The sequence below is a fragment of the Roseobacter sp. OBYS 0001 genome, assembly GCF_019654895.1.
GTDB lineage: Bacteria > Pseudomonadota > Alphaproteobacteria > Rhodobacterales > Rhodobacteraceae > Roseobacter > Roseobacter litoralis.
The window spans coordinates 97621-121427 of sequence record NZ_BPES01000010.1 but is presented as its reverse complement, the minus strand read 5'-3'; the positions used below and the strand labels follow the sequence as shown (position 1 = coordinate 121427).

Below are 23807 nucleotides of genomic sequence, written 5' to 3'. Positions count from 1 at the left end.
GGTTGGCAAGGCTTGCTGGCGACATTCTTGCCCAAGCTCTTGAACTCTCTATGTTTGCATGCAAATGCTCAACGCCCATGCGGCGGAGCAGACATGAAACGTGCAGAAACAGTAACCTTTGGCGGCTCGGGTCTGGACCGCGCCGGAGAAATCCGCAGTGATCGCGAGGCGCTGGCTGCCGCGCGCACTGACCCGGACAGCCGGGCAACCTTGTTCTGGCGCGGCAAACCGCTGGTGTCGCTGGGCAACCCCGCCTCGCTTGTGCGTCTGCCGCTGGATCATCCCGTGCTGCGCAATGCATCACAGGACAGTATTCTGCTTGGGCGCGAAGAGGGTGCGGCACGATTTGCCTTTGATCTGTCAAACTGGGTGCCGGATGATCTTGATGAGGATCAGTTGGGTGGGTTTCTTGATCAGTCTGAGCAAAGGCACCCGGACCTGCCGGATGAGATGGTATTTGCAGAATTACGCCGGGTCATGACATGGCTTTCACCGCGCGATGCTGAACTGGCCGCAACCGGCAAGGCGGTTTTCGGATGGCACGCGACGCATGGGTTTTGTGCCTGTTGTGGCGTTCAGACTGACATGGTGCAGGAGGGCTGGCAGCGGCGATGCCCATCGTGTAAAGCGTCGCATTTTCCGCGCACAGATCCTGTGGTTATCATGCTGATTACAAAAGGTAACTCTGTTCTGGTTGGGCGTTCTCCGGGATGGCCGGACAAAATGTATTCGCTCTTGGCTGGTTTTGTCGAACCCGGCGAAACCCTCGAAGCTGCGGTCAGGCGCGAAGTTTTTGAAGAGGTTGGCGTGCGCGTTGGCGCGGTTGAATATCTTGCCAGCCAACCATGGCCCTTTCCCGCGTCATTGATGTTTGGCTGCGCCGGTGAAGCGTTGAACACGGACCTGACGGTTGATCCGCTGGAAATCGAAGATGCCATGTGGGTCAGCAAGGAAGACATGATGGTGGCCTATTCAGGGCACCACCCCGATATTCTGCCTGCCCGCAAGGGGGCCATTGCGCACTTCCTAATCGAAAGCTGGCTGGCGGATCGTCTGGAGTGATACCGTATTAATTAGGCAGGGTCAGAAAACGCCCCGCGCGCGCAGTGCATTGATTTACGCAACTGCAGCTGCATCTATCCGGGACAGGGGAATAAAGGCGGTCAGATGGATTTTTCGCTGAGCAAGGAGATCGACGCACCTGCGGCGTTTGTATTTCAGGCGGTCACGGATTTTGAGCGATTTGAAACCGCAGCAATCGCGCGCGGGGTAAAGGTGCACCGACGTGGTGCGCAGTCTGATGCGGCGGTGGGGCCAATTTGGGACATCCGATTTCTGTTTCATGGCAAATCGCTTGACCTGACCCTTGAGGTCACGGACCTCGTGGCACCGGATCATTTGGTCATGGCTATCACGGCGAAATCGTTCAAAGGGCGGGCGATGTGCCGACTGTCACCGGGCGAAACCGAAATGACAGAAATGACCCTGAGTTTCATGTTTGAAGGTCAAACACTCTCTGGCCGTCTGTTTTTAAAGGCGCTGGAGGTGACCAAAGCCACCATGGAGCAAAAAATTGCGAAACGCATGGCAGATTTTGCGCAAGAGACAGAAAGCGATTATCGCACCACCGTCTGATCGCGGTCCGGATGCGCCGGATAGACGCCAAGGATTTCGATCATATTCGTAAAATAGTCTAGCTCTTCCATTGCGCGCTTTACGCCTGGATCGTCGGGGTGTCCTTCGATGTCCGCATAGAATTGAGTCGCCGTGAATGATCCACCAACCATGTAGCTCTCCAGTTTCGTCATATTGACGCCATTGGTCGCAAACCCCCCCATGGCCTTATACAAGGCCGCAGGAATGTTTCGGACTTCAAAAACAAAGGTTGTGATCATCTTTTCTGCGCGTCGTGTCGTGTCCAAATCGTGTGACATCAGCAAAAAACGGGTGGTGTTGTGATGCGCGTCCTCGATATCGCGGGCCAGAATATCAAGCCCATGTATGTCTGCGGCTACGGCACTGGCCAAGGCGCCGACGCCGGGTTCGGGGTCTCGTGCTAGTTCCGCAGCCGCGCCGGCGCTGTCTGCCGCCGCTTCTGCGGTGATCCCGTGCTGATCCAGAAAGCTGCGCGCTTGCGGGATCAGCACGAGATGCGCGCGGATGTGATTGATTTCGCTCAAGCCGACACCTTTGGGGGCCATCAGATTGATCCTGACGCGCACAAACCCCTCATCTATGATGTGCAGACCGCTTTCGGGCAGCAGACGGTGAATATCCGCAACCCGGCCATAGGTCGTGTTTTCCACCGGCAACATCGCCAGATCCGCGTCACCCGCGTGCATCGCCGCAATCACGTCGTCGAATGTTGCGCATGGCACCGCGATTGCGTCCGGACGCGCGTTCAATGCAGCCTCATGGCTATATGCACCAAGCGCCCCCTGAAAAGCGATGCGGATTGCGGTTTTACGTGTCATTACGGTTTCCTAATACATTTCTGCGACGAAAGAGGCGTTTCGTCGCGGTAAGTACACCTTGCCACGGCCAAGGTGAAGACGTAGATAGCGCGTCAAGAAGTTAGTGATGGAACCTACCCATGCTCGATACAATGACATTTACGAAAGCAGCCGGTGGCATTTGTGGTGCCTTGCTGGTGTTCCTTCTGGGCAAATGGGCCGCAGAAGAACTTTACCACGTTGAGATGCACGGCGAAGCATCCTACGTGATCGAAGTGGAAAGCGGTGAAGACACCGCCGAAGTCGAAGAAGTTGATTTCGCGACCATCATGGCCTCGGCCAGCGTTGAAGACGGTGCAAAAGTCTTCCGCAAGTGTTCCGCCTGTCACAAGCTGGTGCAGGGAGAGAACGTTGCCGGACCATACCTGTATGGCGTCGTCGGTCGCGACAAGGGCACGGCGGAGGGCTATGGCTACTCTGACACGCTTGCGTCGATGGAGGGTGCCTGGACACCTGAAAACCTGAGCGGTTTCCTTGAAAAGCCATCTTCTTATGCACCCGGTACGTCTATGGGCTTTGCCGGATTGCGCAAGGTTGAGGATCGGGCGGACGTTATCGCCTATCTCGACAGCCTCGACGACTGAACCGCAGGACACGATAATTGACGAAGCCGCGCGCAAAACTGCCCGCGGCTTTTTCGTTTTAGTCAGGTCCGTTGGCGGCGTTAATCACATTTTCGCAACTTGTATCTTGGCCCGGCGTCCCGTTAGCTTACATCTGAACAAAGAAGTCGGGGCACTCCGACACGCAACAGGAGGACGTCCAGATGGCAGGACCGCAAGTTCGGATCAGTAAGAACCAGGAATATAAGGGTCTGTTTGGCCTTGGACTTGGGGTATTAGTCTTGGCAATCTGCTCTGTCTGGTCAACTTCGGCGCGGTCGCAGGACAATATGATCGTCAGCCATGGCTACTCATTTTACGGAGATTTGAGCTATCCCGCCGATTTCGAACACTTTGATTATGTGAATCCTGATGCGCCAAAAGGCGGCGAGATCGCGTTGAGTGTCGTGGGGACTTTTGATTCGATGCACCCCTACACGCGCAAAGGTCGCGCAGGTGCCCTGTCGAGCATCATGTATGAAAGCCTGCTGGGCGATGGCACGGGCGGCGCAAGTGCCCCGGCGGACACCTACGGCGAATCCTACTGTTTGCTGTGCGAAAGGGTCGAATACCCCGAAACCAAGGATTGGGTGATCTTTTACATGCGCCCAGAGGCGCGGTTCTCTGACGGGACCCCTGTCACGGCGCATGATATTGCCTTCAGTCATAACCTGCTGCTGGATGAGGGTCTCAAGTCCTATGCCGATGCCGTGCGTAAACGTATTCCCAAGGTCGAAGTGATTGATGATCTCACCATCAAGTTCTATTTCACCGAAGGCATTTCGCGCCGCAGCCTGATTGATCAAGTCGGCTTTGTGCCTGCGTGGTCCAAGAAATGGTACGAAGAAACAGGCGCTGGCCTTAATGAAAGCCGGCTCGACGTTTCCCCCGGTTCCGGGCCTTACATGATCGACAGTGTCGATGTGAACCGCCGGATCACATACAAACGAAACCCCGATTACTGGGGTCAGGATTTGCCATTCAACGTTGGGCGCAATAATTTTGATGAAATCAGGATCGAATATTTCGGTGATGATACGGCGGCATTCGAGGCCTTCAAGGCGGGTGAATACACCTTCCGCAGCGAAGGTGATTCCAAGAAGTGGGCAACCGGCTATGATTTTCCCAAGACCCGCGAAGGGCTGGTGATCACCAAAGAGCTGCCCAATGGCTCACCGCCCACGCCCTCGGGCATCGTTTTCAACCTTGGCCGCGACACGCTGACGGACCGCCGCGTTCGCCAAGCGCTGGCCCTTGCGTTCAACTTTGAATGGACAAACGAAAGCCTGCAATACGGACTGTTCCGGCAGCGCGCGTCTTTCACGCAGGGCACGCCTGTGATGGCTGTCGACCTGCCTGTTGATGCGGAACTTGCGTTCTTGCAAAGCTTGGGCGACCTTGTGCCGCCTGAAATGCTGACCGATCCCGTTCTGGTGCCACATACCTCCAATGCCGAGCGTTTGCTGGACCGTCGCAACGCACGCACTGCGATGAAATTGCTGGATGATGCAGGCTGGGTCGTTGGGGACGATGGTGTGCGCAGGAATGCGGAAGGGGTCACGCTCTCGTTGAATTTCCTGTTCAACAGCGCCACGTCACCGACGCTGAGCGCGGTCATGGAAAACTATGTTTCAAATGTGAAAACGCTTGGCATCGACATCACTTTTGAAAAGGTGGATGCCGCGCAATACACGACGCGGGAACGGGACCGTGACTATGATCTGGTCTTTGACTCATATGCCGCATTTCTGGGCACGGGCACCGGGCTGATGCAACGTTACGGATCAGAGGCGGCTGAATTTTCGCTGTTCAACCCCGCTGGCCTCGCCAGTCCGTTGGTGGATGCCATCATTGACCGGTCGCTGAACGCCACAACACGCGAAGAAGAGCAGGCGTCTTTGACAGCACTCGACCGGGCGCTGCGCTATGAATTCATCATGATCCCCGTGTGGTACAACCCCAGCCATTGGGTCGCCTATTATGACCAGTACGAGCACCCGGCGGACATCCCTCCGTTTGCCTTGGGCCAGTTGGATTTCTGGTGGTACAATCAGGATAAGGCGGATGCCTTGCGCGCCGCCGGAGCGCTGAGGTAACGCCGTGGGCGCCTATATTATCAGACGGTTGTTGCTGATCATTCCGACGCTGCTCGGGATTATGCTGATCAACTTTGCACTGGTGCAATTCGTGCCCGGCGGCCCGGTGGAGCAGGCGATCGCCCGCATTCAGGGCGGCGGCGATGTTTTCGAAGGGTTCTCCGGTGCCAATAATGATGCTGGTGCGCAGGACCTGAGTGCCGGGAACGACAGCCAGTATATTGGAGCGCGCGGGTTGCCACCAGAATTCATCGCTGAGCTGGAAGCGGAGTTTGGCTTTGACAAACCGCCCGTTGAGCGGTTCCTGAACATGATCTGGAACTACATGCGCTTTGATTTCGGAGAGAGCTATTTCAGGTCAATTTCCGTGATTGAACTGATCAAGGAAAAATTGCCCGTGTCGATCACATTGGGGCTGTGGTCCACCTTGATCGCGTATCTCGTGTCGATCCCCTTGGGCATACGCAAAGCGGTCAAGGACGGCACCAGCTTTGACACTTGGACCTCCGGGGCCATCATCGCGGCCTATGCGATCCCGGGTTTTTTATTCGCGATCCTGCTGCTGGTGCTCTTTGCGGGAGGCTCCTATTGGCAGATCTTTCCGCTACGGGGGCTGACGAGCGATAATTTTGATGAGCTTTCGGCCTGGGGCAAGGTTGTCGATTACTTCTGGCACATCACGCTGCCGGTTCTAGCCTCGACGATTTCGGCCTTTGCAACCCTGACGCTGCTGACCAAAAACAGTTTTCTGGATGAGATCAAGAAACACTACGTCATGACGGCGCGCGCCAAGGGTCTGTCAGAGGCCCGTGTGCTTTATGGGCATGTGTTCAGGAATGCGATGCTGATTGTCATCGCAGGTTTCCCGGCGGTGTTCATCGGTGTGTTCTTTGGCGGCTCGCTGATCATCGAAACCATCTTCAGCCTCGATGGATTGGGCCGATTGGGGTTTGAGGCCGCCGTTGCCCGGGATTATCCGATTGTCTTTGGCACGCTGTTCATCTTTGGCCTGATCGGGCTGATCGTGGGGCTGCTCTCTGATCTGATGTATGTGCTGGTTGATCCGCGCATCGACTTTGAACGGCGGGAGGGCTAGGGAATGGCGGTTATTGACCCTCTGCCAGAGGCTTCACCGGCACCAAGCGCTGCACCCAAAGCTGCGCCGAAACGCGGACGCCTGTCGCCGCTGAACCAGCGGCGGTGGCGCAATTTCAAACGCAACAGGCGCGCCTATTGGTCCTTGTGGATATTCTCGATCCTGTTCGGGTTGTCGATCTTTGCCGAGTTTATCGCCTATGACAAACCGATCCTCGTGCAATATCGGGGTGAGATATATACGCCGATCTGGAATTTTTACCCGGAAACAGCCTTCGGCGGCGATTTCCAGACCGAGGCTGTGTACCGCGACCCGGAGGTCAAATGCCTAATCGCCACGGGAGGTCTTGATCTGTGTTTTGACGACCCGGAAGGCTACATTGAGGATGCGAGTGATGGTATCATCGACGGTGATCCCATTGAAAAGGGCTGGGCGATCTGGCCGCTGATCCCTTATTCCTATGACACTGCCGTTGACCGGCCGGGTGCGGCACCTTTACCGCCGAACCGCGAAAACCTGCTGGGCACGGATGGGACGAAACGCGATGTGATGGCGCGTGTTGTGCATGGGTTCCGCCTGTCGATTTTCTTTACGTTGATGGTCACCGGACTGGCCAGCATCATCGGCATTATCGCCGGTGCGGTTCAGGGGTATTTCGGCGGCAAGACGGACCTGATCTTTCAACGCATCATCGAAATCTGGTCCTCAACGCCGCAGCTTTATATCATCATCATCCTGTTTGCGATTCTGGGGCGAAGTTTCTGGTTGCTGGTCTTGCTCATGGTGCTTTTTGGATGGATGTCCCTTGTCGGTGTTGTGCGCGCGGAATTTCTGCGTGCCCGCAATCTGGAATACGTCCGGGCTGCCCGCGCCTTGGGTGTCTCCAACATCACCATCATGTTCCGGCATATGCTGCCCAATGCGATGGTGGCCACGCTGACCATGCTGCCTTTTATCGTAACGGGGACAATTGCGACGCTTGCGGGGTTGGATTTCCTTGGCTTTGGCTTGCCATCCTCGGCGCCGTCCTTAGGCGAGTTGACGTTGCAGGCGAAACAGAACCTGCAAGCCCCTTGGCTGGCTTTCACGGCGTTCTTTACCTTCGCAATCATGCTGTCGCTTCTCATCTTCATTTTTGAAGGGGTCCGCGACGCCTTCGACCCCAGAAAGACCTTTTCATGAGTGCACTGCTGGAAGTGAAGGACCTGGTGGTCAAGTTCAGGCAAGATGGCGCGTTGACGACTGCCGTGAAGGGCGTGAGCTTTTCGGTCGAACGGGGCGAAACAGTCGCCTTGGTGGGTGAATCGGGGTCGGGAAAATCCGTGTCGGCGCTTTCCACGGTGTCGCTGCTGGGGGATAGTGCTGAGGTCTCTGGCTCCGTCACCTATGACGGCCAGCAGATGATCGGCGCAAATGAAGCCTTGTTGCGCAAGGTGCGCGGCAATGACATCAGCTTTATCTTTCAAGAGCCGATGACGTCGCTTAACCCCTTGCACACAATTGAAAAGCAACTGGGCGAAAGCCTTGCCTTGCATCAGGCGCTGACCGGGGCGGCGGCGCGGGCGCGTATCATCGAACTGCTTGAACAGGTGGGCATTCACGACGCTGCAACGCGCGTGACGAGCTATCCGCATCAGCTATCTGGCGGGCAACGCCAGCGGGTCATGATCGCCATGGCGCTGGCCAACAAACCGGATGTGCTGATCGCGGATGAACCCACGACCGCGTTGGATGTGACCATTCAGGCGCAAATTCTGGACCTGCTCAAGGATCTGAAAGACCGCATGGGCATGGGGCTTTTGTTCATCACCCATGACCTTGGCATTGTGCGGCGCATTGCCGACAAGGTCTGCGTGATGCAACATGGCGAGATCGTGGAAAGCGGTAAAACCACCGAGATATTTGCAAACCCGCAACACCCCTACACGCAAAAACTGTTGAGCGCTGAGCCATCGGGCGCGCCGGTTTCTGTACCGGATCAGGCGACCATCGTTGCCCAGACCGACAACCTCAAGGTCTGGTTTCCAATCGAGGCCGGACTGCTGCGTCGCACCGTCGGGCACGTCAAAGCGGTCAACGATGCCAGCATGACCGTGCGCGCGGGTGAAACCATCGGTGTGGTGGGCGAATCCGGGTCTGGTAAGACGACGATGGCACTGGCGTTGATGCGGCTGATCGCGTCAGAGGGTAGCATCACCTTCATGGATCAGGACGTGCGCAAGTGGTCCACGCGCCAGCTGCGCAGCCTGCGCAAAGACATGCAGATCGTGTTTCAGGACCCTTTCGGATCGCTGAGCCCGCGGATGACCTGTATGCAGATCATTGCAGAGGGGCTGGGCATTCACAGCGTTGATCCGGAGCGTGAACACAGGGATCTCGTGCATGATGTGATGGTTGAGGTGGGCCTCGATCCGGTCACGATGGACCGCTATCCGCATGAGTTCTCAGGTGGGCAGCGTCAGCGCATTGCGATCGCACGCGCGATGGTGTTGCGCCCTAAACTGCTGGTGCTGGATGAACCGACATCGGCGCTGGATATGACGGTGCAGGTTCAGATCGTGGATTTGCTGCGGGCGCTGCAAAAGAAATACGGACTGGCCTATATCTTCATCAGCCATGACCTGCGGGTTGTGCGCGCGATGTCTCACCGCGTCATGGTGATGAAACGGGGTGATGTGGTCGAATTGGGCAGCGTCGAACAGGTGTTTGAAGCACCACGCCACGAATACACGCGCAGCTTGCTGGCGGCCGCGACCTAAAGCGTCATGCGAAAAAACTGAATCACGTAACGCTGCCTGAAATCAGGGATTTCAACGCGTTACGTGACACTTGATGTTTCAGGTACTTCGTCAGACGCTCTCATCCTCAGATTGCGGAAACATGTCCCGCGCTGGACATTTCATAGGCATCAAAATGGCGCGCTATGATCCGTGCCAGAGCGTGCCCATCGGGCAAAACCTGGAACCTGTCCTCTTTTAGTTGAACGATGTCGCCAAAATGGGCTGCAGCGCGCCCCAACAGCGCCCGAATATGTGCCTCACGATTGGGGAACCGGGCGACCATGTCATCAATATCGACTTCAAAGTCGCACATAATGGCCTCAATCAGTCGCCCGCGCAGCTTATCATCCTCTGAAAAGCGATGTCCGCGCGATGTGGATAGCTCGCCCGTGCGAATGGACTTGGTGTACCCGGATGTTGACGGGTTGTTCTGTGCATAGCCTTGCGGGAAACGCGAAATGGCTGAGGCTCCTAGCCCAATGAGCACTTCGGCAGGCTCATCCGTATATCCCTGAAAATTGCGGCGCAGCTTGCCAGTCTTTGAGGCCACGGCCAGCGTGTCATGTGGCACGGCAAAATGATCGATCCCGATCTGGCGATACCCATCCCATTCGAACAGCTGACGTGCTGTTTCAAAAAGCTTCAGCCGCTCTTCAGGGGTGGGCAGGACATCAGATGGGATAAGAGACTGACGCCGCGCCATCCAAGGCACATGCGCATAGCCATAAAGAGCAACCCGATCAGGCGATAGTGTGAGAAGCTTCTGCACACTGGCGGCGATTTTTTCTGTCGTCTGGTGCGGCAGGCCAAAAAGAATGTCAGTGTTCAAGGATTTTATCCCGGACGCCCGCAACATATCCGCCGCGTAGCGTGTCACATCGAAGCTTTGCAGCCGCCCTATGGTTGTCTGGATTTCAACATCAAAATCCTGCACGCCAATTGAGGCGCGCGTCATGCCGGCGGCGGCCAGCGCATCGACCCGGGACTGGTCTATCTCATTGGGGTCAACTTCGACGGAAAACTCGCCATGTGGCGCCAGAGGTGCTACATCACTGATTGACCCGGCCAGATCCTCTATCATAGCCGCTTCAAAAAGGGTTGGGGTGCCGCCGCCCCAATGGACGCGGCTCAGGCTGATATCGGCTGGCAAGAGGTCCGCCAACAGACTCAATTCCGCTTTTAGTGTAGACAGATAGGCTAACACTGGGCCATTATTTGAGATACCCTGAGTGCGGCAGGCGCAGAACCAACACAACCGTCGGCAAAACGGTATGTGTAAGTACAGTGAAATGCGGCTTCCCGGCGGGATCGCAGTGATCCAAGAGCGTGTGTCAGCGCCCGTGGTGTCGACAGAAAACTGCGGGGCCGTTGGATAGCTCGTATAACGCGGTACTCTTGCGTCAAATAGACCCATTTTGGCGAGTTTGGATGTCAGTGTCATAGAGTCTGGATATGGTCTGGCGGAACGGTAAACTTTGACATGGATCAAGCGCGGAGAAATTTGATGCAAGAAGTCGCAGCGCCAAACATCAAGGAATGCGCGAATTGCCCGATCAGGCATCGGGCGGTCTGCGCGCGGTGTGATACTGAAGAATTGGCGCTTCTTGAGGATATAAAATACTATCGGAGCTTCTCTGCGGGACAGACAATCATGTGGTCAGGAGACCGTATGGATTTTGTTGCATCAGTCGTCTCCGGCGTTGCTTCTTTGACCCAGACGATGGAAGACGGGCGCACGCAGATGGTCGGCCTTTTGTTGCCATCAGACTTTGTCGGGCGTCCGGGGCGCGAAATTGCGACCTATACCGTCACCGCGACAAGCGACCTGGTCATGTGTTGTTTCAGACGCAAACCTTTCGAGCAGATGATCTCATCGACACCTCATGTGGCGCACCGACTGCTCGAGATGACGCTGGACGAACTGGATGCAGCACGCGAGTGGATGCTTGTGCTGGGCCGCAAAACAGCGCGCGAAAAAATTGCCAGTCTGCTTGCGATTATTGCGCGGCGGGATGCGATCCTGTCCAAGCACGCAGCATCCAATAGCCTCGTCTTTGATCTGCCTCTGACCCGCGAGGCGATGTCTGACTATCTGGGCCTTACTCTGGAAACCGTCAGCAGGCAAATGTCGGCGTTGAAAAAAGACGGAGTCGTCGTGCTGGAGGGCAAGCGGCGCATCGTGGTGCCAAATATGGACCGCCTCATGGAAGAGGCGGGTGATGACAGCGATGGTGGCTTCCTGAGCTAAAGAAAGCTCTGGTCACGACGGCTAGTGTGCCATCATGACCGGAACCTTGCTGTGTTCGAGCATGTCGCGGGTGGCACCGCCCAGAACGGCTTCGCGGAAGCGTGAATGCCCATATCCCCCCATGACAAGCAGATCGGACCCGGTTTCCGTCACATATTGCGACAGCCTTTCACTGACCTTTTGGCCTGAACGTGTCATGACGTTGATGTCGCAGCGTATGCCGTGGCGTGACAGGTAAACCGCCAGCGCCCCACCCGGGTCAGACCGCTCTGGCCCGGTTTCCGGCGGGTCAATGATGGCGATGTGGATGTGCTTGGCCTTTTGCAGGTACGGTATTGCCGCTTTGATGGCGCGCAGGGCTTCGGTGCTTTCGTTCCACCCGATCACGATGCTTTGAGGGCGCGCCACGGCTGCGCCTTCGGGGACGACGACCGTGGGACAATCCGCTTCGAACAGGAAGCCCTCAAGAATACTGCAATCGTCGGTTTGCGTGGGTGTCCCATAGGGCAGGCCCACGATGGCAAGGTCCGCAAAGCGCGCCTGGGTGGCGACAGTCCGTCCCAGACTTGCAATTGGGGCGATGCTGTTGATGACATCCCAGCGCAACAAAGAGCTTTGCAGGTACGCGCGCACTGCGGCCTGAATATGATTTGCAGATTCGTGCGCGGTCTCGATTGCGGCATGCATCACGACCGCGTTCGATCCGATTTCGAAATAGGTGTTCGGTGTGCGGTCGACACCCACGCAAAGCACCTCCAGATGAGCGTCCTGTGCTTCAGCCGTTGCTGCCGAAAATGCCAGCGCCGGTGAGGTTTCGTCAAAGGACGTAAGCGCTGTGAATACAGACTTGTAAGCCATATATTGCTCCTTTTTTGCCGCAGATTACGGGCATTCTACCTCGCCTGAACGGAGTTTCCTTGATCCGCATCATTTAAAATCTCGGCCCGTGTTGATGCAGATCAAAGAATTCAAAGTCTTGGCGCGTAAAACACACCTCATAACTCATAAGATTTGTGTGGGCGGACTCCGTCTGCACATAGCCGAGACGGAAGGGAAACCGGAACATGGATACCGGAACACTGAATTACCTGAAGCTGGTGACATACGGGCTTGTTGCGCTGATTGCGATGATCGCAGCCAGCTATGCGCGCGATCTGTCTTACCAGGTTCACATGATCATCTTTATGCTTGTTGCCGGTGGCCTGTTTCTGGTCACGCTGCGCAATACGGATGAACCTGCCACACCCATTGCGAAAGATGAGTATTTTGACAGCGTTGTCCGCGCAGGCGTGATTGCGACAGCCTTTTGGGGTATCGTGGGCTTCTTGGTGGGCGTCGTCATCGCCTTTCAACTGGCCTTTCCCAGCCTCAATTTCGAATGGGCCGAAGGCTACGCCAACTTTGGGCGGCTGCGGCCTCTGCACACCTCGGCAGTGATTTTCGCCTTTGGGGGCAACGCCCTGATCGCAACAGCCTTTTTCGTGGTGCAGCGCACGTCCGCGGCGCGGCTGTGGGGCGGTAATCTGGGGTGGTTCGTCTTTTGGGGCTACCAGCTGTTCATCGTTCTGGCGGCGACCGGGTATCTGTTGGGCGGCACACAATCCAAGGAATACGCCGAACCCGAATGGTATGTGGACATTTGGCTGACCATCGTCTGGTTGGCGTTCCTTGCCTGCTATCTCGGGACAATCATCAAGCGGAAAGAGCCACACATCTACGTGGCCAACTGGTTCTATCTGGCTTTCATCGTGACGGTTGCGATGCTGCATGTGGTCAATAACATCTCGATCCCCGTGTCGATCTGGGGGTCCAAATCCGTGCAGGTCTTTTCGGGCGTGCAGGATGCGATGGTGCAGTGGTGGTATGGCCATAACGCCGTCGGCTTCTTTCTGACCGCCGGGTTTCTGGGGATGATGTACTATTTCGTGCCCAAGCAGGCCGAACGCCCCGTATTCTCGTACAAACTGTCGATCATCCACTTCTGGGCGCTGATCTTTCTGTACATCTGGGCGGGCCCGCACCACTTGCACTACACAGCTTTGCCTGACTGGGCGGCGACACTGGGTATGGTCTTTTCGATCATCCTGTGGATGCCAAGCTGGGGTGGTATGATCAATGGTCTGATGACGCTGCAAGGTGCCTGGGACAAGCTGCGCACCGATCCGGTTCTGCGGATGATGGTGACCTCGCTGGCCTTTTACGGCATGTCCACCTTTGAGGGTCCGATGATGTCGATCCGCGCGGTGAACTCTCTGTCGCATTACACCGACTGGACCATCGGGCACGTGCATTCCGGTGCGCTTGGCTGGAACGGGCTGATCACCTTCGGCGCGCTCTACTACCTCGTGCCGGTGCTGTGGAAGCGCGAGCGTCTCTATTCGCTCAGCCTCGTCAGCTGGCATTTCTGGCTCGCCACCATTGGCATTGTGCTCTACGCGGCGTCCATGTGGGTCACCGGTATCATGGAGGGCCTGATGTGGCGCGAAGTGGATGCCAACGGCTTCCTCGTGAACTCTTTCGCCGACACCGTCAGTGCGAAGTTCCCGATGTATGTGGTCCGTGGTCTGGGCGGGGTTATGTTCCTCTCCGGTGCGCTGATCATGTGTTACAACCTTTGGATGACTGTAAAGGCTGCGCCCGCTAAAGCGCCGCTCGGCACAGCTGTCCCTGCTGAATAAGGAGGGATCAGTACATGTCGATCCTCGCAAAACACAAGTTCATTGAAACCAACGCAACGCTGTTGCTGGTGTTGAGCTTCCTTGTGGTAACAATCGGGGGGCTGGTGCAGATCACCCCCTTGTTTTACCTCGAAAATACCATCGAAAAGGTCGATGGGATGCGGCCTTATTCGCCGCTGGAACTGACGGGCCGTGACATCTATATCCGCGAAGGCTGCTATGTCTGTCACAGCCAGATGATCCGCCCCATGCGCGACGAAGTTGAACGCTATGGTCACTATTCACTGGCGGCCGAATCCATGTACGATCATCCGTTCCAGTGGGGTTCAAAGCGGACAGGGCCAGACCTGGCGCGTGTTGGCGGTCGCTACTCGGATGACTGGCACATTGATCACCTGCGCGATCCGCAGTCGGTTGTGCCCGAATCGATCATGCCTAAGTATGGTTTTCTTGAGAGAAAGCTCATCGAGCCGGATTATGTGGCTGACCTGATGTCGACACACCGGTTCGTTGGTGTGCCTTACACTGATGATATGATCGCCGCAGCAAGTGCAGATTTCCGTGCACAGGCTGATCCCGACAGCGACTATGACGATATGCTGGAACGCTATCCGGGGGCGCAGGTGCGCAACTTTGACGGGGCGCCGGGCATCTCCGAAGCGGATGCGCTGATTGCTTATTTGCAGATGCTGGGCACGCTGGTCGATTTCTCGACCTTCACCCCAGATGCAAGCCGCTGAGGAGGAATAGAAATGGAAACCTATTCCCTGCTGCGTGAATTTGCCGATAGCTGGATGCTCTTGTTATTGTTTTGTATTTTCGTGGGCATCTGGTTTTGGGTCGCGCGACCCGGATCAAACAAGCTGCATGAAGAAGCCAAAACCATGATCTTCCGAAATGATGACCGACCCGCCCCGCAAGAGGAGGCAAAAAAATGACCAAAGTCCCCCCAAAACAAGAAGGTGATCCCGACACCACCGGCCACAGCTGGGACGGGATCGAGGAATTCGATAACCCGATGCCGCGGTGGTGGCTCTGGTGCTTCTATCTGACCATTATCTGGGGTGTCGCCTATACGATTGCCTATCCCGCATGGCCGCTGGTATCCTCTGCGACCTCGGGATTGCTGGGCTATTCCACGCGCGGTGAAGTCGCAGAAGAGATCGCAGCGGTTGAAACTGCAAATGAGGGAATCAACGCCCGCCTTGCCTCTGTGGAGTTGACAGAAATATCTGCCGATGCGGACCTGAACACCTATGCAACGTCAGCCGGTGCGGCCGTGTTCCGCACATGGTGCACCCAGTGCCATGGCTCCGGTGCAGCCGGTTTCGTGGGCTATCCCAACCTGCTGGATGATGACTGGCTCTGGGGCGGTGACATTGAAAACATTCATGCCACCATCTCGCACGGCATCCGTAACGAAGATGACGACGATGCACGCTATTCGGAAATGCCTGCCTTTGGCGATATTCTCGAACCAGAAGAAATCACATCCGTGGTCAACTACGTGATGGACCTGTCCGGCGCCACGCCACTTGATGCCGCACAGGTCAGCGCCGGATCAGAGGTTTATCTGGACAACTGCAGCGCGTGTCACGGCGAAGAAGGTCTTGGGGATCGTGATCAGGGTGCTCCGAACCTTGCGGACGCAATCTGGCTCTATGGCGGTGACTATGACACCTTGATCGAGACTGTGACCTACAGTCGCTATGGCGTCATGCCACCTTGGACTCAGCGCCTTTCCGAGGCTGAAATCCGGGCAGTCTCCGTCTACGTGCACCAGCTGGGCGGCGGCGAATAACTTAACGCCACGTCACGAAAAAACAGGCGCGGTTTTGATGCACATCAAGGCCGCGCCTTACGCAATCAGACTAGTTTGTGCGTGACCGTAACCCGGAGTGAACCGCTTTGTCCGATCAGGCCACACCACCCAGCCTTTACGCAGCCCGCGAACCGATCTTTCCACGCCGGGTTTCCGGCCCCTTTCGCAATTTCAAATGGATCATCCTGATTGTTACGTTGGGCATCTATTATATTGTGCCCTGGATCAGGTGGGATCGTGGACCGGATCTGCCAAATCAGGCGGTTCTGCTCGACCTTGCAAACCGCCGGTTCTATTTCTTCTGGATCGATATCTGGAGCCATGAATTCTATTTCGTCGCCGGGCTGTTGATCATGGCTGGCCTTGGGTTGTTCCTGTTTACCTCGGCGCTGGGGCGTGTGTGGTGTGGCTATGCCTGTCCGCAGACCGTCTGGACCGATCTGTTCATTCTGGTGGAGCGTTGGATCGAAGGGGACCGCAACGCGCGGCTGCGCCTGCACCGTCAGGAGAAAATGGACGCGCGCAAGTTGCGGCTCAGGCTGACGAAATGGACGGTCTGGCTGTTTATTTCTGTGGCGACAGGCGGGGCTTGGGTGTTTTATTTCGCCGATGCACCGACGCTGCTCGTCAATCTGTTCACCGGTCAGGCGGCGGCTGTGGCCTATATCACGGTGGCCATTCTGACCGCGACAACCTTTGTCTTTGGCGGATTCGCACGCGAACAAATCTGTATCTACGCCTGCCCGTGGCCGCGCATTCAGGGCGCCATGATGGATGAGGATACGTTAACCGTTGCTTATCGGCCGTGGCGTGGTGAACCGCGCAAGCACTCCGAAGAAGTGCAGGCCGGTGAGCCGATGGGCGACTGCATTGACTGTATGGCCTGTGTCAACGTCTGCCCCGTGGGGATCGATATTCGCGACGGCCAGCAGATGGAATGTATCACCTGCGCGCTGTGCATTGATGCCTGCGACGACGTCATGGCCAAGATCGGCAAGCCGCGTGGTCTGATAGACTACCTTGCCCTGTCGGATGAGAAACTTGAACGTGCGGGCAATGCGCCCCGTCCGATCTGGAAGCATATCTTCCGCCCTAGGACGCTGATTTACACCGCGCTTTGGGGCGGTGTTGGTGTGGCTTTGCTTGTGGCGCTTTTTATCCGTGCTGACATCGAAGTCACGGTCGCACCGGTGCGCAACCCCACTTTTGTCACCATGTCTGACGGGTCTATTCGCAACACATATGACATACGCCTGCGCAACAAGAACAACGAAGAGCGGCTGTTCCGAATTGCTGTGCAAGGTGATCCGGCGGTGCGCATCCAACTGGAAGGCACGCCCTATGGATCGGTTTCCGTCGGCGCAGATGCCTCGCACCTGCAGCGCGTCTATGTGATCGCGCCGCCGAATTCAGGCCCCGCAGAGGGTGATCACACCGACCTGCGTTTCTGGATCGAAGATCTCACAAACGGGGACCGGGCCTACAAGGACAGCAACTTCACAGGGAAGGCTATAAACCAATGACCAGAGAATTGACCGGACGCCATGTGGCTTTGATCTTCTGCAGCGCGTTTTCCGTGATCATCGCCGTCAACCTGACCCTTGCATTCAATGCCGTCAGCACTTTTCCAGGACTTGAGGTCAAGAACTCCTACGTTGCGAGCCAGAGCTTTGACAAAGATCGAGAAGTCCAGCATTCGCTTGGCTGGTCCGTTTATGCAGAGGCGCGTGAGGGCCAGGTATTGCTTTCCGTGACAGATGCCGCCGGTCAGCCGGTTGAAGTGGCGAGCCTTGAGGCAACGCTTGGGCGCGCCACGCATGTCAAAGATGATTCTACGCCTGATTTTCAGTTTGATGGGAAAAGGTATGTGGCTCCGGTCGATCTGGCGCCGGGGAACTGGAATATCCGCATGTCGGCCACATCCACTGACGGGCGACAGTTTCGCCAGCGTGTGATCCTGCACGTTCCAAAGGCGCGTTCATGACGGCAACCGCTACAAATGGTCCGGCGAGCTGTCCCGGTTGCCTCGCCGCACCCGCCGAGCGTGTTGATGTGCCGTTGCCAGATGCGCAGCTGGCCCTGTCGTTGCCAACCATTCACTGTCAGGCGTGTATTTCCAAAGTTGAGAACAGCCTGACAGCGCATTCCGGGGTGCGCGCGGCACGCGTCAACCTGACACGCAAACGTGTGATGATTGATGCAGCCCCCGGTGTGACGGCTCAGGAGCTTGCCGATCTGGTGATCTCGGCGGGCTTTGAAGCGCATGAGCTTGATATCGACGCGCTCTCGCAAACGCAGACCGATGCCGCAAGCCGCGATATCCTGATGCGTCTTGCGGTCGCTGGTTTTGCAGCCATGAATGTGATGCTGCTCTCTGTTGCGGTCTGGTCCGGGGCGACAGACGCCACGCGGGATATGTTCCATTGGATCTCAGCGGCGATCACTCTGCCTGCCCTTGCCTTTTCCGCCCAACCATTTTTCCGAAACGCATGGGCCGCGCTACGGGCAGGGCGGCTCAACATGGACGTGCCGATCACACTGGCCATCGTGCTGGCGGTGGCGACATCCCTTTGGGAAACAGGGCTTTCCGGCAAGCATGCTTATTTTGATGCAGCCTTGACGCTGACCTTCTTTTTGCTGGCAGGCCGGTGGCTTGATGCGCGCGCGCGTTCTGCTGCGCGCTCGGCGGCCGAAGAGTTGACCGCATTGGAGGTCCCGCGGGCTTTCCGGGTGCATATGGGACAAACGAGCGAAGTCGCGGTGAGCGCACTGCGCCTCGGGGACCATGTGATGGTGCGCCCCGGCGCCCGCGCACCCGTAGACGGCGTCGTGATTGAAGGCACATCCGAGGTTGATCGATCTGCGCTGACGGGTGAGGCGATGCCGGTGATGCGCACCGTCGGTGATCCGATGAGTACGGGCGAGGTAAATCTTACAGGGCCATTGACGCTTGAGGCCACGGCGGTTGGCACGGACACATCATTGCACCAATTGGCTGCTCTGGTTGCGGTCGCCGAAAGCGGGCGGTCCCGGTATACGTCGCTGGCGGATCGCGCGGCCAAGCTTTATGCGCCGGGGGTACATATTCTGTCGGCACTGGCTTTTATGGGCTGGCTGTTGTGGTCCGGCGACATGCGCGTGTCTCTCAATATCGCGGCGGCAGTGTTGATCATCACCTGCCCCTGCGCCCTTGGACTTGCAGTGCCAGCCGTTACAACTGCAGCTTCCGGGCGGCTGTTTCGAAAAGGTCTTCTCATCAAGAATGCCACGGCGTTGGAGCGTCTGGCAGAGGTGGATACTGTCGTCTTTGACAAAACTGGTACGGTTACATTGGGCACCCCGCGCGCCACCAACTGGCGTGATTTGACGCCGCGGCAAAGATCGTTGGCATATGCGCTGGCGCGGGGATCGTCACATCCATTGTCGCAGGCCATTGTGTCGGCTGCGCAAAGCGATGAAACTGCTCATATCGTGCTCAGCGACCTGACGGAGCAACCGGGGTATGGTACGCAAGCCCAATACGCAGAGAAAACAGTTCGTCTGGGACGCCCCGAATGGATCGGGGTTTCGACCGAGGTTGAAGTACTCTGCACCGCGTTGGATACCGGTGATGGCGCGCCAGTGCTCTTGCACTTCGAAGACCGTCCGCGTCCGGGCGCTGCCGAGTTGATGGCCGCACTGAAAAGGCAGGGTATCCCGGTCATTCTGCTTTCTGGTGATCGTCAAACGCCGGTCGCCCAAACGGCCGCTCAACTGGGGATGTCGGATTTTGCTGCGGAAATGCTGCCGGCTGACAAAGTGGCATTCGTCCAGCGTCTGACAGATGAGGGCCGCCACGTTCTAATGGTAGGGGATGGTCTGAACGATACGGGCGCGCTGGCGGCGGCACATGTTTCAATTAGCCCGGCGCAGGCTTTGGATGCAGCGCGCGCAGCGTCTGACATCGTATTGTTGGGTCAAGATTTGATGCCTGTTGCCGACGCACTTGCAACCGCACGGATGGCCACCAAACGGATTCGCGAGAATTTTCGCATCGCGACGGTGTACAATATTGTTGCGGTGCCTCTTGCCGTCGCTGGTCTGGCAACGCCGTTGATCGCGGCCTTGGCGATGTCTACGTCCTCGCTGACGGTATCGCTTAATGCACTGCGGATCAGGGGGCGTGGGTGAACGTTCTGGCCTACCTCATCCCCATTTCTCTGATCTTGGGGGGGCTCGGGTTGGCCGGGTTTCTGTATACCCTGCGCAGCCGCCAGTACGAAGACCCCGAAGGCGACAGCCGCCGGATCCTGAATGATGAATGGGACGATAAGCCGAAAAGCGATTAAAGCGTCATGCGAAAAACCTGAATCACATAACGCTGCCTGAAATCAAAAATTTCAACGCGTTACGTGATACTTGATGTTTCAGGTATTTCGTCAGACGCTCTAGGCTACGCGCCTTTGTCTTCTGCCTGCCGACGCTAGGCCCTGTCCGAACATAGTCAGGTATTCAGAAAAATGATTCTGTCGGTGTGATCTGAGAATGCGACGTTAACACCCTGTTTTTCATCGACTGCGGTGCAACCTAGCTGGTCATCCCGTCCTATATTTGAAAAGTCATTCGAACGCGTCCTGACTTCATGTCGCGCAGGCAGCGTCCAGAAAATCCCCTCACGCGCCCCGGCACGGCATGCAGATGCCGCAGCTTGGTTTTGGTCAGGTTACAGGTTGCGACCACGCGTTTGGTGCCGGTGGTTTCCTATGTCCTGAACTTTGTTTGGATTCAGGAGGGCCCGACTGTTTTGCAGGAAATGTTACGTGCCTCAAGGCGACGACAGGCGAGGTCGGCGGAATCTTCGGTCATCCCAAGAAAATTTGCATCAAAGCCAGTCGGTCGGCGCACGACCTTGCGCAACGTCCCATCCAGTGTCTCCATCTCCGTGAGCGCGGTTGTCAAAAGGGCGCGTTCTGCCAGATACCGACTGCCGAACTGTCCCACATTTACGCCCCATTGCCGCCCGCCTGATGTTGAAAGCCGGGTTACGACTTCATTTCCCACTGGCTGATCCAATGACGCGTTTATGAGATCCTTGGGCCGCATGGCTGGCCTGATGGACACTGGGGCGACACCGCCCAATGGGGCCGCTGTGCTTGGTGCCGGCGTTTCCTGTGCTTCAATCAATGCCGATTTTATATCGCTATTCAGAATTCCGGTTGTACTTGCGATGCTTGCGGTCGAAGTCTTCGCTTCTTCGACGGCGGCTATGATGTCCTCGGCGTTTACCGGGCTTGCTACCGCGGCCGATGCGACCGTGGGTCTTATTTGGGGCCGCAGACTGGCTGTCATGATCGTAGCGTCACGCGTTCCCTGACGGCTGGAGGCAAAGTAGGACGGCTTTTGAGGTTTGCGCACAGTTGCCCGACTTGGGGCACGTTTGAATCCCATATCAAGCAGCTCTGCGACACGTGCATTGCGCGCGATCGTCGACGTGCCACCAAAAACAGTTGCGATAATACGTTCCTGTCCGCGCTCTGCTGAGGCGACAAGATTGAATCCAGCAGCGCGCGTGTAGCCGGTTTTTATCCCATCAGCGCCGCGGTATGCCGCCAAGAGGCGTCGGTTCGTATTCGCGACATCCCGCACACCCGCATGTGTCGAGCGACGGGAAAACAGATTATAATATTCGGGATAATCATAAAGCACATGACGGCCCAACAGGGACATATCACGCGCTGTGGACATATGTCCGCTTTCCGTCAGACCGTGCGCATTCTTGAAGGTTGTGCGGGTCATGCCCAGTTCTTTTGCGGTCCGCGTCATACGCCGCGCAAATGCTGCTTCTGACCCTTCGAGCGCTTCACCAATAGCGGTTGCGGCATCATTTGCAGATTTGATCGCAGCGGCGCGTATCAGATAGCGAAAGGCGATCCGCTGGCCTGATTTCAGCCCAAGCTTCGAGGGAGGCTCGGATGCGGCAAATCGGGAAATCTTGACCTTGGTATCCAGCGAAATCTCACCGTTTTCGACAGCTTGAAAAGCGATGTAAAGCGTCATCATCTTGGTCAAGGATGCAGGGTGAAGCCGTGTGTCCGCGTTACGTGAATGCAAGACCTCGCCCGTCCGCGCATCCATCACAAATGCCGCATAGGGGGCCGCTGCTGCACTGAGAGGTAAAACAACAAGCATCCATAAAACCGCGAATGCATATAGCCCATAGCGGGCCGGCCAGGTGCGCCGAACCTTCATGATAACCGCCTTTTTTTCTGCCTCATGCCGCCGAATTTTTTCGACTGGCTTTATTAGCGCTGACGCTAACACAGCTTTTGATTTCGATAAACCATTGAATTAAAGCGAAGGCGTTAAGTTTCGATGAAGCTTAAACTTGATGCAAATTAAGCGCAGGCATCAGCCGTTTTCGACAAAGACGAGCGTAACTCTGCCAAAATGCGCTGAGCCGCGGTTGTTTCACCGGGGCGGCGGTGCGATTCTCTGGATCATTCAACGGTGGCGCAGACCGCAGTGACATCGAACTTGGTAAGGGGCGGAATTTTCCGCTTAGCCTTGCCCCTTTTCTAAACGCTCAGACAGGTTATATAAGCGGTTCAAGGACTCACCACACCCGTCAACATCAGGAGCAGCAATGCACCGCGATTTATACATGATGTCGGACCGTTCGGAAGACGATGGCGATACGTCCATCCTGACCGCTACGAAACCGAAGACAAAGCGCCCGCCGCTTTACAAGGTTTTGTTGCTGAACGACGATTTCACGCCAATGGAATTTGTGGTGCATGTGCTTGAGCGGTTCTTTGGCCTCAATCATGCACAAGCGTTTGAGATCATGCTGACAGTGCACAAAAAAGGTGTCGCGGTCGTTGGCGTCTTCAGCCACGAAATCGCTGAAACGAAAGTGGCGCAGGTGATGGATTTTGCGCGCCGCCACCAGCATCCACTACAGTGCACCATGGAAAAAGAAGAGTAATCTGGTGATCGACGCCCGTCTGGTGCTGGCTCTGAGTGAGGGTGGCCTTGTGCTGCCCGACACTGGCCAAATCACGGTTGTGAAGCCGCCTGTCGATGCGCGGCTCGTGGATCTGCCGCGTGAGCGGACCTGCATCATAGATGGGTTCAAACCCGCATATGACACGTGGAAAACGCGGGATTACCACTGCGAGACTGAACTCACTTCACCGAACGCCGCAACGATTGTATGCCTGCCCCGCGCCAAAAAGGAAGCGCGCGCCTTGATCGCACAGGCCATGTCGCTGAGCGCGGGCGTGGTGATCATAGATGGGCAAAAAACTGACGGTATCGATAGTATTCTGCGTGACATGCGCAAGCGTATAGAGGTGTCTGCGCCAATTTCCAAAGCTCATGGCAAGTTGTTCTGGTGCGCAACGCCGGATGCAAGCGTGTTTGCAGACTGGCGCGACGGGCCCACTCTGACCGAAGGCGGGTTCTGGACGGCACCGGGCGTTTTTTCAGCGGACGAAATAGATCCGGCCTCGGCTTTGCTGGCGGATGCTTTGCCCGCCAAGCTTGGGCGCGATGTCGCAGATCTTGGGGCGGGGTGGGGATTTCTGTCTGCGCACATCCTGACCCGTCCGGAGATCGAAGCGGTACACCTTGTCGAGGCTGATCATATGGCGCTCGAATGCGCGCGGCGCAATGTGACTGACCCAAGGGCTGTGTTTCATTGGGCCGATGTCACCACATGGCAAGCAGAGCGCAAGGTGGACACGGTGGTGATGAACCCCCCGTTTCATACATCCCGTGCGGCAGATCCAACACTGGGGCAGGCGTTTGTCAGGGCTGCGGCGGGGATGCTCAAGCCGCAGGGGCAGCTCTGGATGGTGGCAAACCGCCATTTGCCTTACGAACAGTGCCTGCAAGACAGCTTTGCAAATTGCTTTGAAGTTGGCGGTGATACACGCTTTAAACTGTTTCATGCAGCGCGTCCAAAACGACAGGTCCGGCGCTAGGCTGGCTA

General features: G+C 56.6%; 22 protein-coding genes. 18 read left to right on the top strand and 4 right to left on the bottom strand.

Annotated features, from left to right (window positions below; genetic code table 11):
- Positions 1-93 precede the first annotated feature (93 nt).
- Both nudC and K5Q35_RS17340 read left to right on the top strand, forming a co-directional pair.
- Entirely contained in the window at positions 94-1062 is a 969-nt protein-coding gene (nudC, locus tag K5Q35_RS17345; protein WP_220800647.1) for an NAD(+) diphosphatase, read from the top strand.
- Positions 1063-1167: 105 nt separating this feature from the next.
- Complete coding sequence (locus K5Q35_RS17340) at positions 1168-1635, top strand: SRPBCC family protein (protein ID WP_220800639.1); 468 nt, start codon at positions 1168-1170, stop codon at positions 1633-1635.
- Here the strand turns inward: K5Q35_RS17340 and K5Q35_RS17335 are convergent.
- On the bottom strand, positions 1617-2474 hold the full coding sequence (locus K5Q35_RS17335) for a prephenate dehydratase (RefSeq protein ID WP_220800638.1): 858 nt from the start codon (positions 2472-2474) through the stop codon (positions 1617-1619). The genes K5Q35_RS17340 and K5Q35_RS17335 overlap by 19 nt on opposite strands.
- A 119-nt stretch (positions 2475-2593) precedes the next feature.
- Here K5Q35_RS17335 and K5Q35_RS17330 point away from each other — a divergent pair, with 119 nt between their 5' ends.
- The 5 genes from K5Q35_RS17330 (at position 2594) to K5Q35_RS17310 (ending at position 9066) form a co-directional block, all read left to right on the top strand.
- On the top strand, positions 2594-3097 hold the full coding sequence (locus tag K5Q35_RS17330) for a cytochrome c family protein (protein WP_013963352.1): 504 nt from the start codon (positions 2594-2596) through the stop codon (positions 3095-3097).
- Between the two features lie 182 nt (positions 3098-3279).
- Positions 3280-5211 (top strand): extracellular solute-binding protein, encoded by a 1932-nt coding sequence (locus K5Q35_RS17325; protein ID WP_220800629.1) that lies wholly within the window; start codon positions 3280-3282, stop codon positions 5209-5211.
- Between the two features lie 4 nt (positions 5212-5215).
- On the top strand, positions 5216-6307 hold the full coding sequence (locus tag K5Q35_RS17320; RefSeq protein WP_013963350.1) for a microcin C ABC transporter permease YejB: 1092 nt from the start codon (positions 5216-5218) through the stop codon (positions 6305-6307).
- Positions 6308-6310: 3 nt separating this feature from the next.
- Positions 6311-7489 (top strand): ABC transporter permease, encoded by a 1179-nt coding sequence (locus K5Q35_RS17315; protein ID WP_013963349.1) that lies wholly within the window; start codon positions 6311-6313, stop codon positions 7487-7489.
- A complete protein-coding gene (locus tag K5Q35_RS17310; protein WP_220800627.1) occupies positions 7486-9066 on the top strand; it encodes an ABC transporter ATP-binding protein in 1581 nt (526 codons plus the stop codon). The genes K5Q35_RS17315 and K5Q35_RS17310 overlap by 4 nt, the downstream gene beginning before the upstream one ends.
- A 106-nt stretch (positions 9067-9172) precedes the next feature.
- Here the strand turns inward: K5Q35_RS17310 and hemN are convergent, their stop codons facing one another.
- Positions 9173-10528 carry an oxygen-independent coproporphyrinogen III oxidase gene (hemN, locus tag K5Q35_RS17305; RefSeq protein WP_013963347.1) on the bottom strand — a complete coding sequence of 452 codons (1356 nt, stop codon included), beginning with the start codon at positions 10526-10528 and terminating at the stop codon, positions 9173-9175.
- A gap of 63 nt (positions 10529-10591) precedes the next feature.
- Here hemN and fnrL point away from each other — a divergent pair, with 63 nt between their 5' ends.
- Positions 10592-11335, top strand: coding sequence for a transcriptional regulator FnrL (gene fnrL / locus K5Q35_RS17300; protein ID WP_013963346.1), 744 nt, complete (start codon positions 10592-10594; stop codon positions 11333-11335).
- 21 nt (positions 11336-11356) lie between these two features.
- Here fnrL and K5Q35_RS17295 read toward each other — a convergent pair whose 3' ends face one another.
- Positions 11357-12193, bottom strand: coding sequence for a universal stress protein (locus tag K5Q35_RS17295; protein ID WP_220800625.1), 837 nt, complete (start codon positions 12191-12193; stop codon positions 11357-11359).
- A gap of 206 nt (positions 12194-12399) precedes the next feature.
- Between K5Q35_RS17295 and ccoN the strand changes: the two genes are divergently transcribed.
- The 8 genes from ccoN (at position 12400) to ccoS (ending at position 20163) form a co-directional block, all read left to right on the top strand.
- Positions 12400-14013 carry a cytochrome-c oxidase, cbb3-type subunit I gene (gene ccoN, locus K5Q35_RS17290; protein ID WP_013963344.1) on the top strand — a complete coding sequence of 538 codons (1614 nt, stop codon included), beginning with the start codon at positions 12400-12402 and terminating at the stop codon, positions 14011-14013.
- 14 nt (positions 14014-14027) lie between these two features.
- Entirely contained in the window at positions 14028-14753 is a 726-nt protein-coding gene (gene ccoO / locus K5Q35_RS17285) for a cytochrome-c oxidase, cbb3-type subunit II (RefSeq protein WP_013963343.1), read from the top strand.
- A 12-nt stretch (positions 14754-14765) separates the two neighbouring features.
- Positions 14766-14951, top strand: coding sequence for a cbb3-type cytochrome c oxidase subunit 3 (locus tag K5Q35_RS17280; protein ID WP_013963342.1), 186 nt, complete (start codon positions 14766-14768; stop codon positions 14949-14951).
- Positions 14948-15814 carry a cytochrome-c oxidase, cbb3-type subunit III gene (gene ccoP, locus K5Q35_RS17275; protein ID WP_220800624.1) on the top strand — a complete coding sequence of 289 codons (867 nt, stop codon included), beginning with the start codon at positions 14948-14950 and terminating at the stop codon, positions 15812-15814. Before K5Q35_RS17280 ends, ccoP begins: the two co-directional genes overlap by 4 nt.
- A gap of 107 nt (positions 15815-15921) precedes the next feature.
- Positions 15922-17358: a cytochrome c oxidase accessory protein CcoG gene (ccoG, locus tag K5Q35_RS17270; protein ID WP_220800615.1), complete on the top strand. Its 1437-nt coding sequence runs from the start codon at positions 15922-15924 to the stop codon at positions 17356-17358.
- A complete protein-coding gene (locus K5Q35_RS17265) occupies positions 17355-17819 on the top strand; it encodes a FixH family protein (RefSeq protein ID WP_220800613.1) in 465 nt (154 codons plus the stop codon). The genes ccoG and K5Q35_RS17265 overlap by 4 nt, the downstream gene beginning before the upstream one ends.
- Positions 17816-20005 (top strand): heavy metal translocating P-type ATPase, encoded by a 2190-nt coding sequence (locus tag K5Q35_RS17260; RefSeq protein WP_220800611.1) that lies wholly within the window; start codon positions 17816-17818, stop codon positions 20003-20005. The genes K5Q35_RS17265 and K5Q35_RS17260 overlap by 4 nt, the downstream gene beginning before the upstream one ends.
- Positions 20002-20163 (top strand): cbb3-type cytochrome oxidase assembly protein CcoS, encoded by a 162-nt coding sequence (gene ccoS, locus K5Q35_RS17255; RefSeq protein ID WP_013963337.1) that lies wholly within the window; start codon positions 20002-20004, stop codon positions 20161-20163. Before K5Q35_RS17260 ends, ccoS begins: the two co-directional genes overlap by 4 nt.
- Positions 20164-20599: 436 nt before the next feature.
- Here ccoS and K5Q35_RS17250 read toward each other — a convergent pair whose 3' ends face one another.
- Positions 20600-22063: a D-alanyl-D-alanine carboxypeptidase family protein gene (locus K5Q35_RS17250; protein ID WP_220800602.1), complete on the bottom strand. Its 1464-nt coding sequence runs from the start codon at positions 22061-22063 to the stop codon at positions 20600-20602.
- Positions 22064-22457: 394 nt separating this feature from the next.
- Between K5Q35_RS17250 and clpS the strand changes: the two genes are divergently transcribed.
- Both clpS and K5Q35_RS17240 read left to right on the top strand, forming a co-directional pair.
- Entirely contained in the window at positions 22458-22799 is a 342-nt protein-coding gene (clpS, locus tag K5Q35_RS17245; RefSeq protein WP_013963335.1) for an ATP-dependent Clp protease adapter ClpS, read from the top strand.
- A 4-nt stretch (positions 22800-22803) separates the two neighbouring features.
- Positions 22804-23799, top strand: coding sequence for a class I SAM-dependent methyltransferase (locus K5Q35_RS17240; protein ID WP_220800600.1), 996 nt, complete (start codon positions 22804-22806; stop codon positions 23797-23799).
- The last annotated feature ends 8 nt before the right edge of the window (positions 23800-23807 follow it).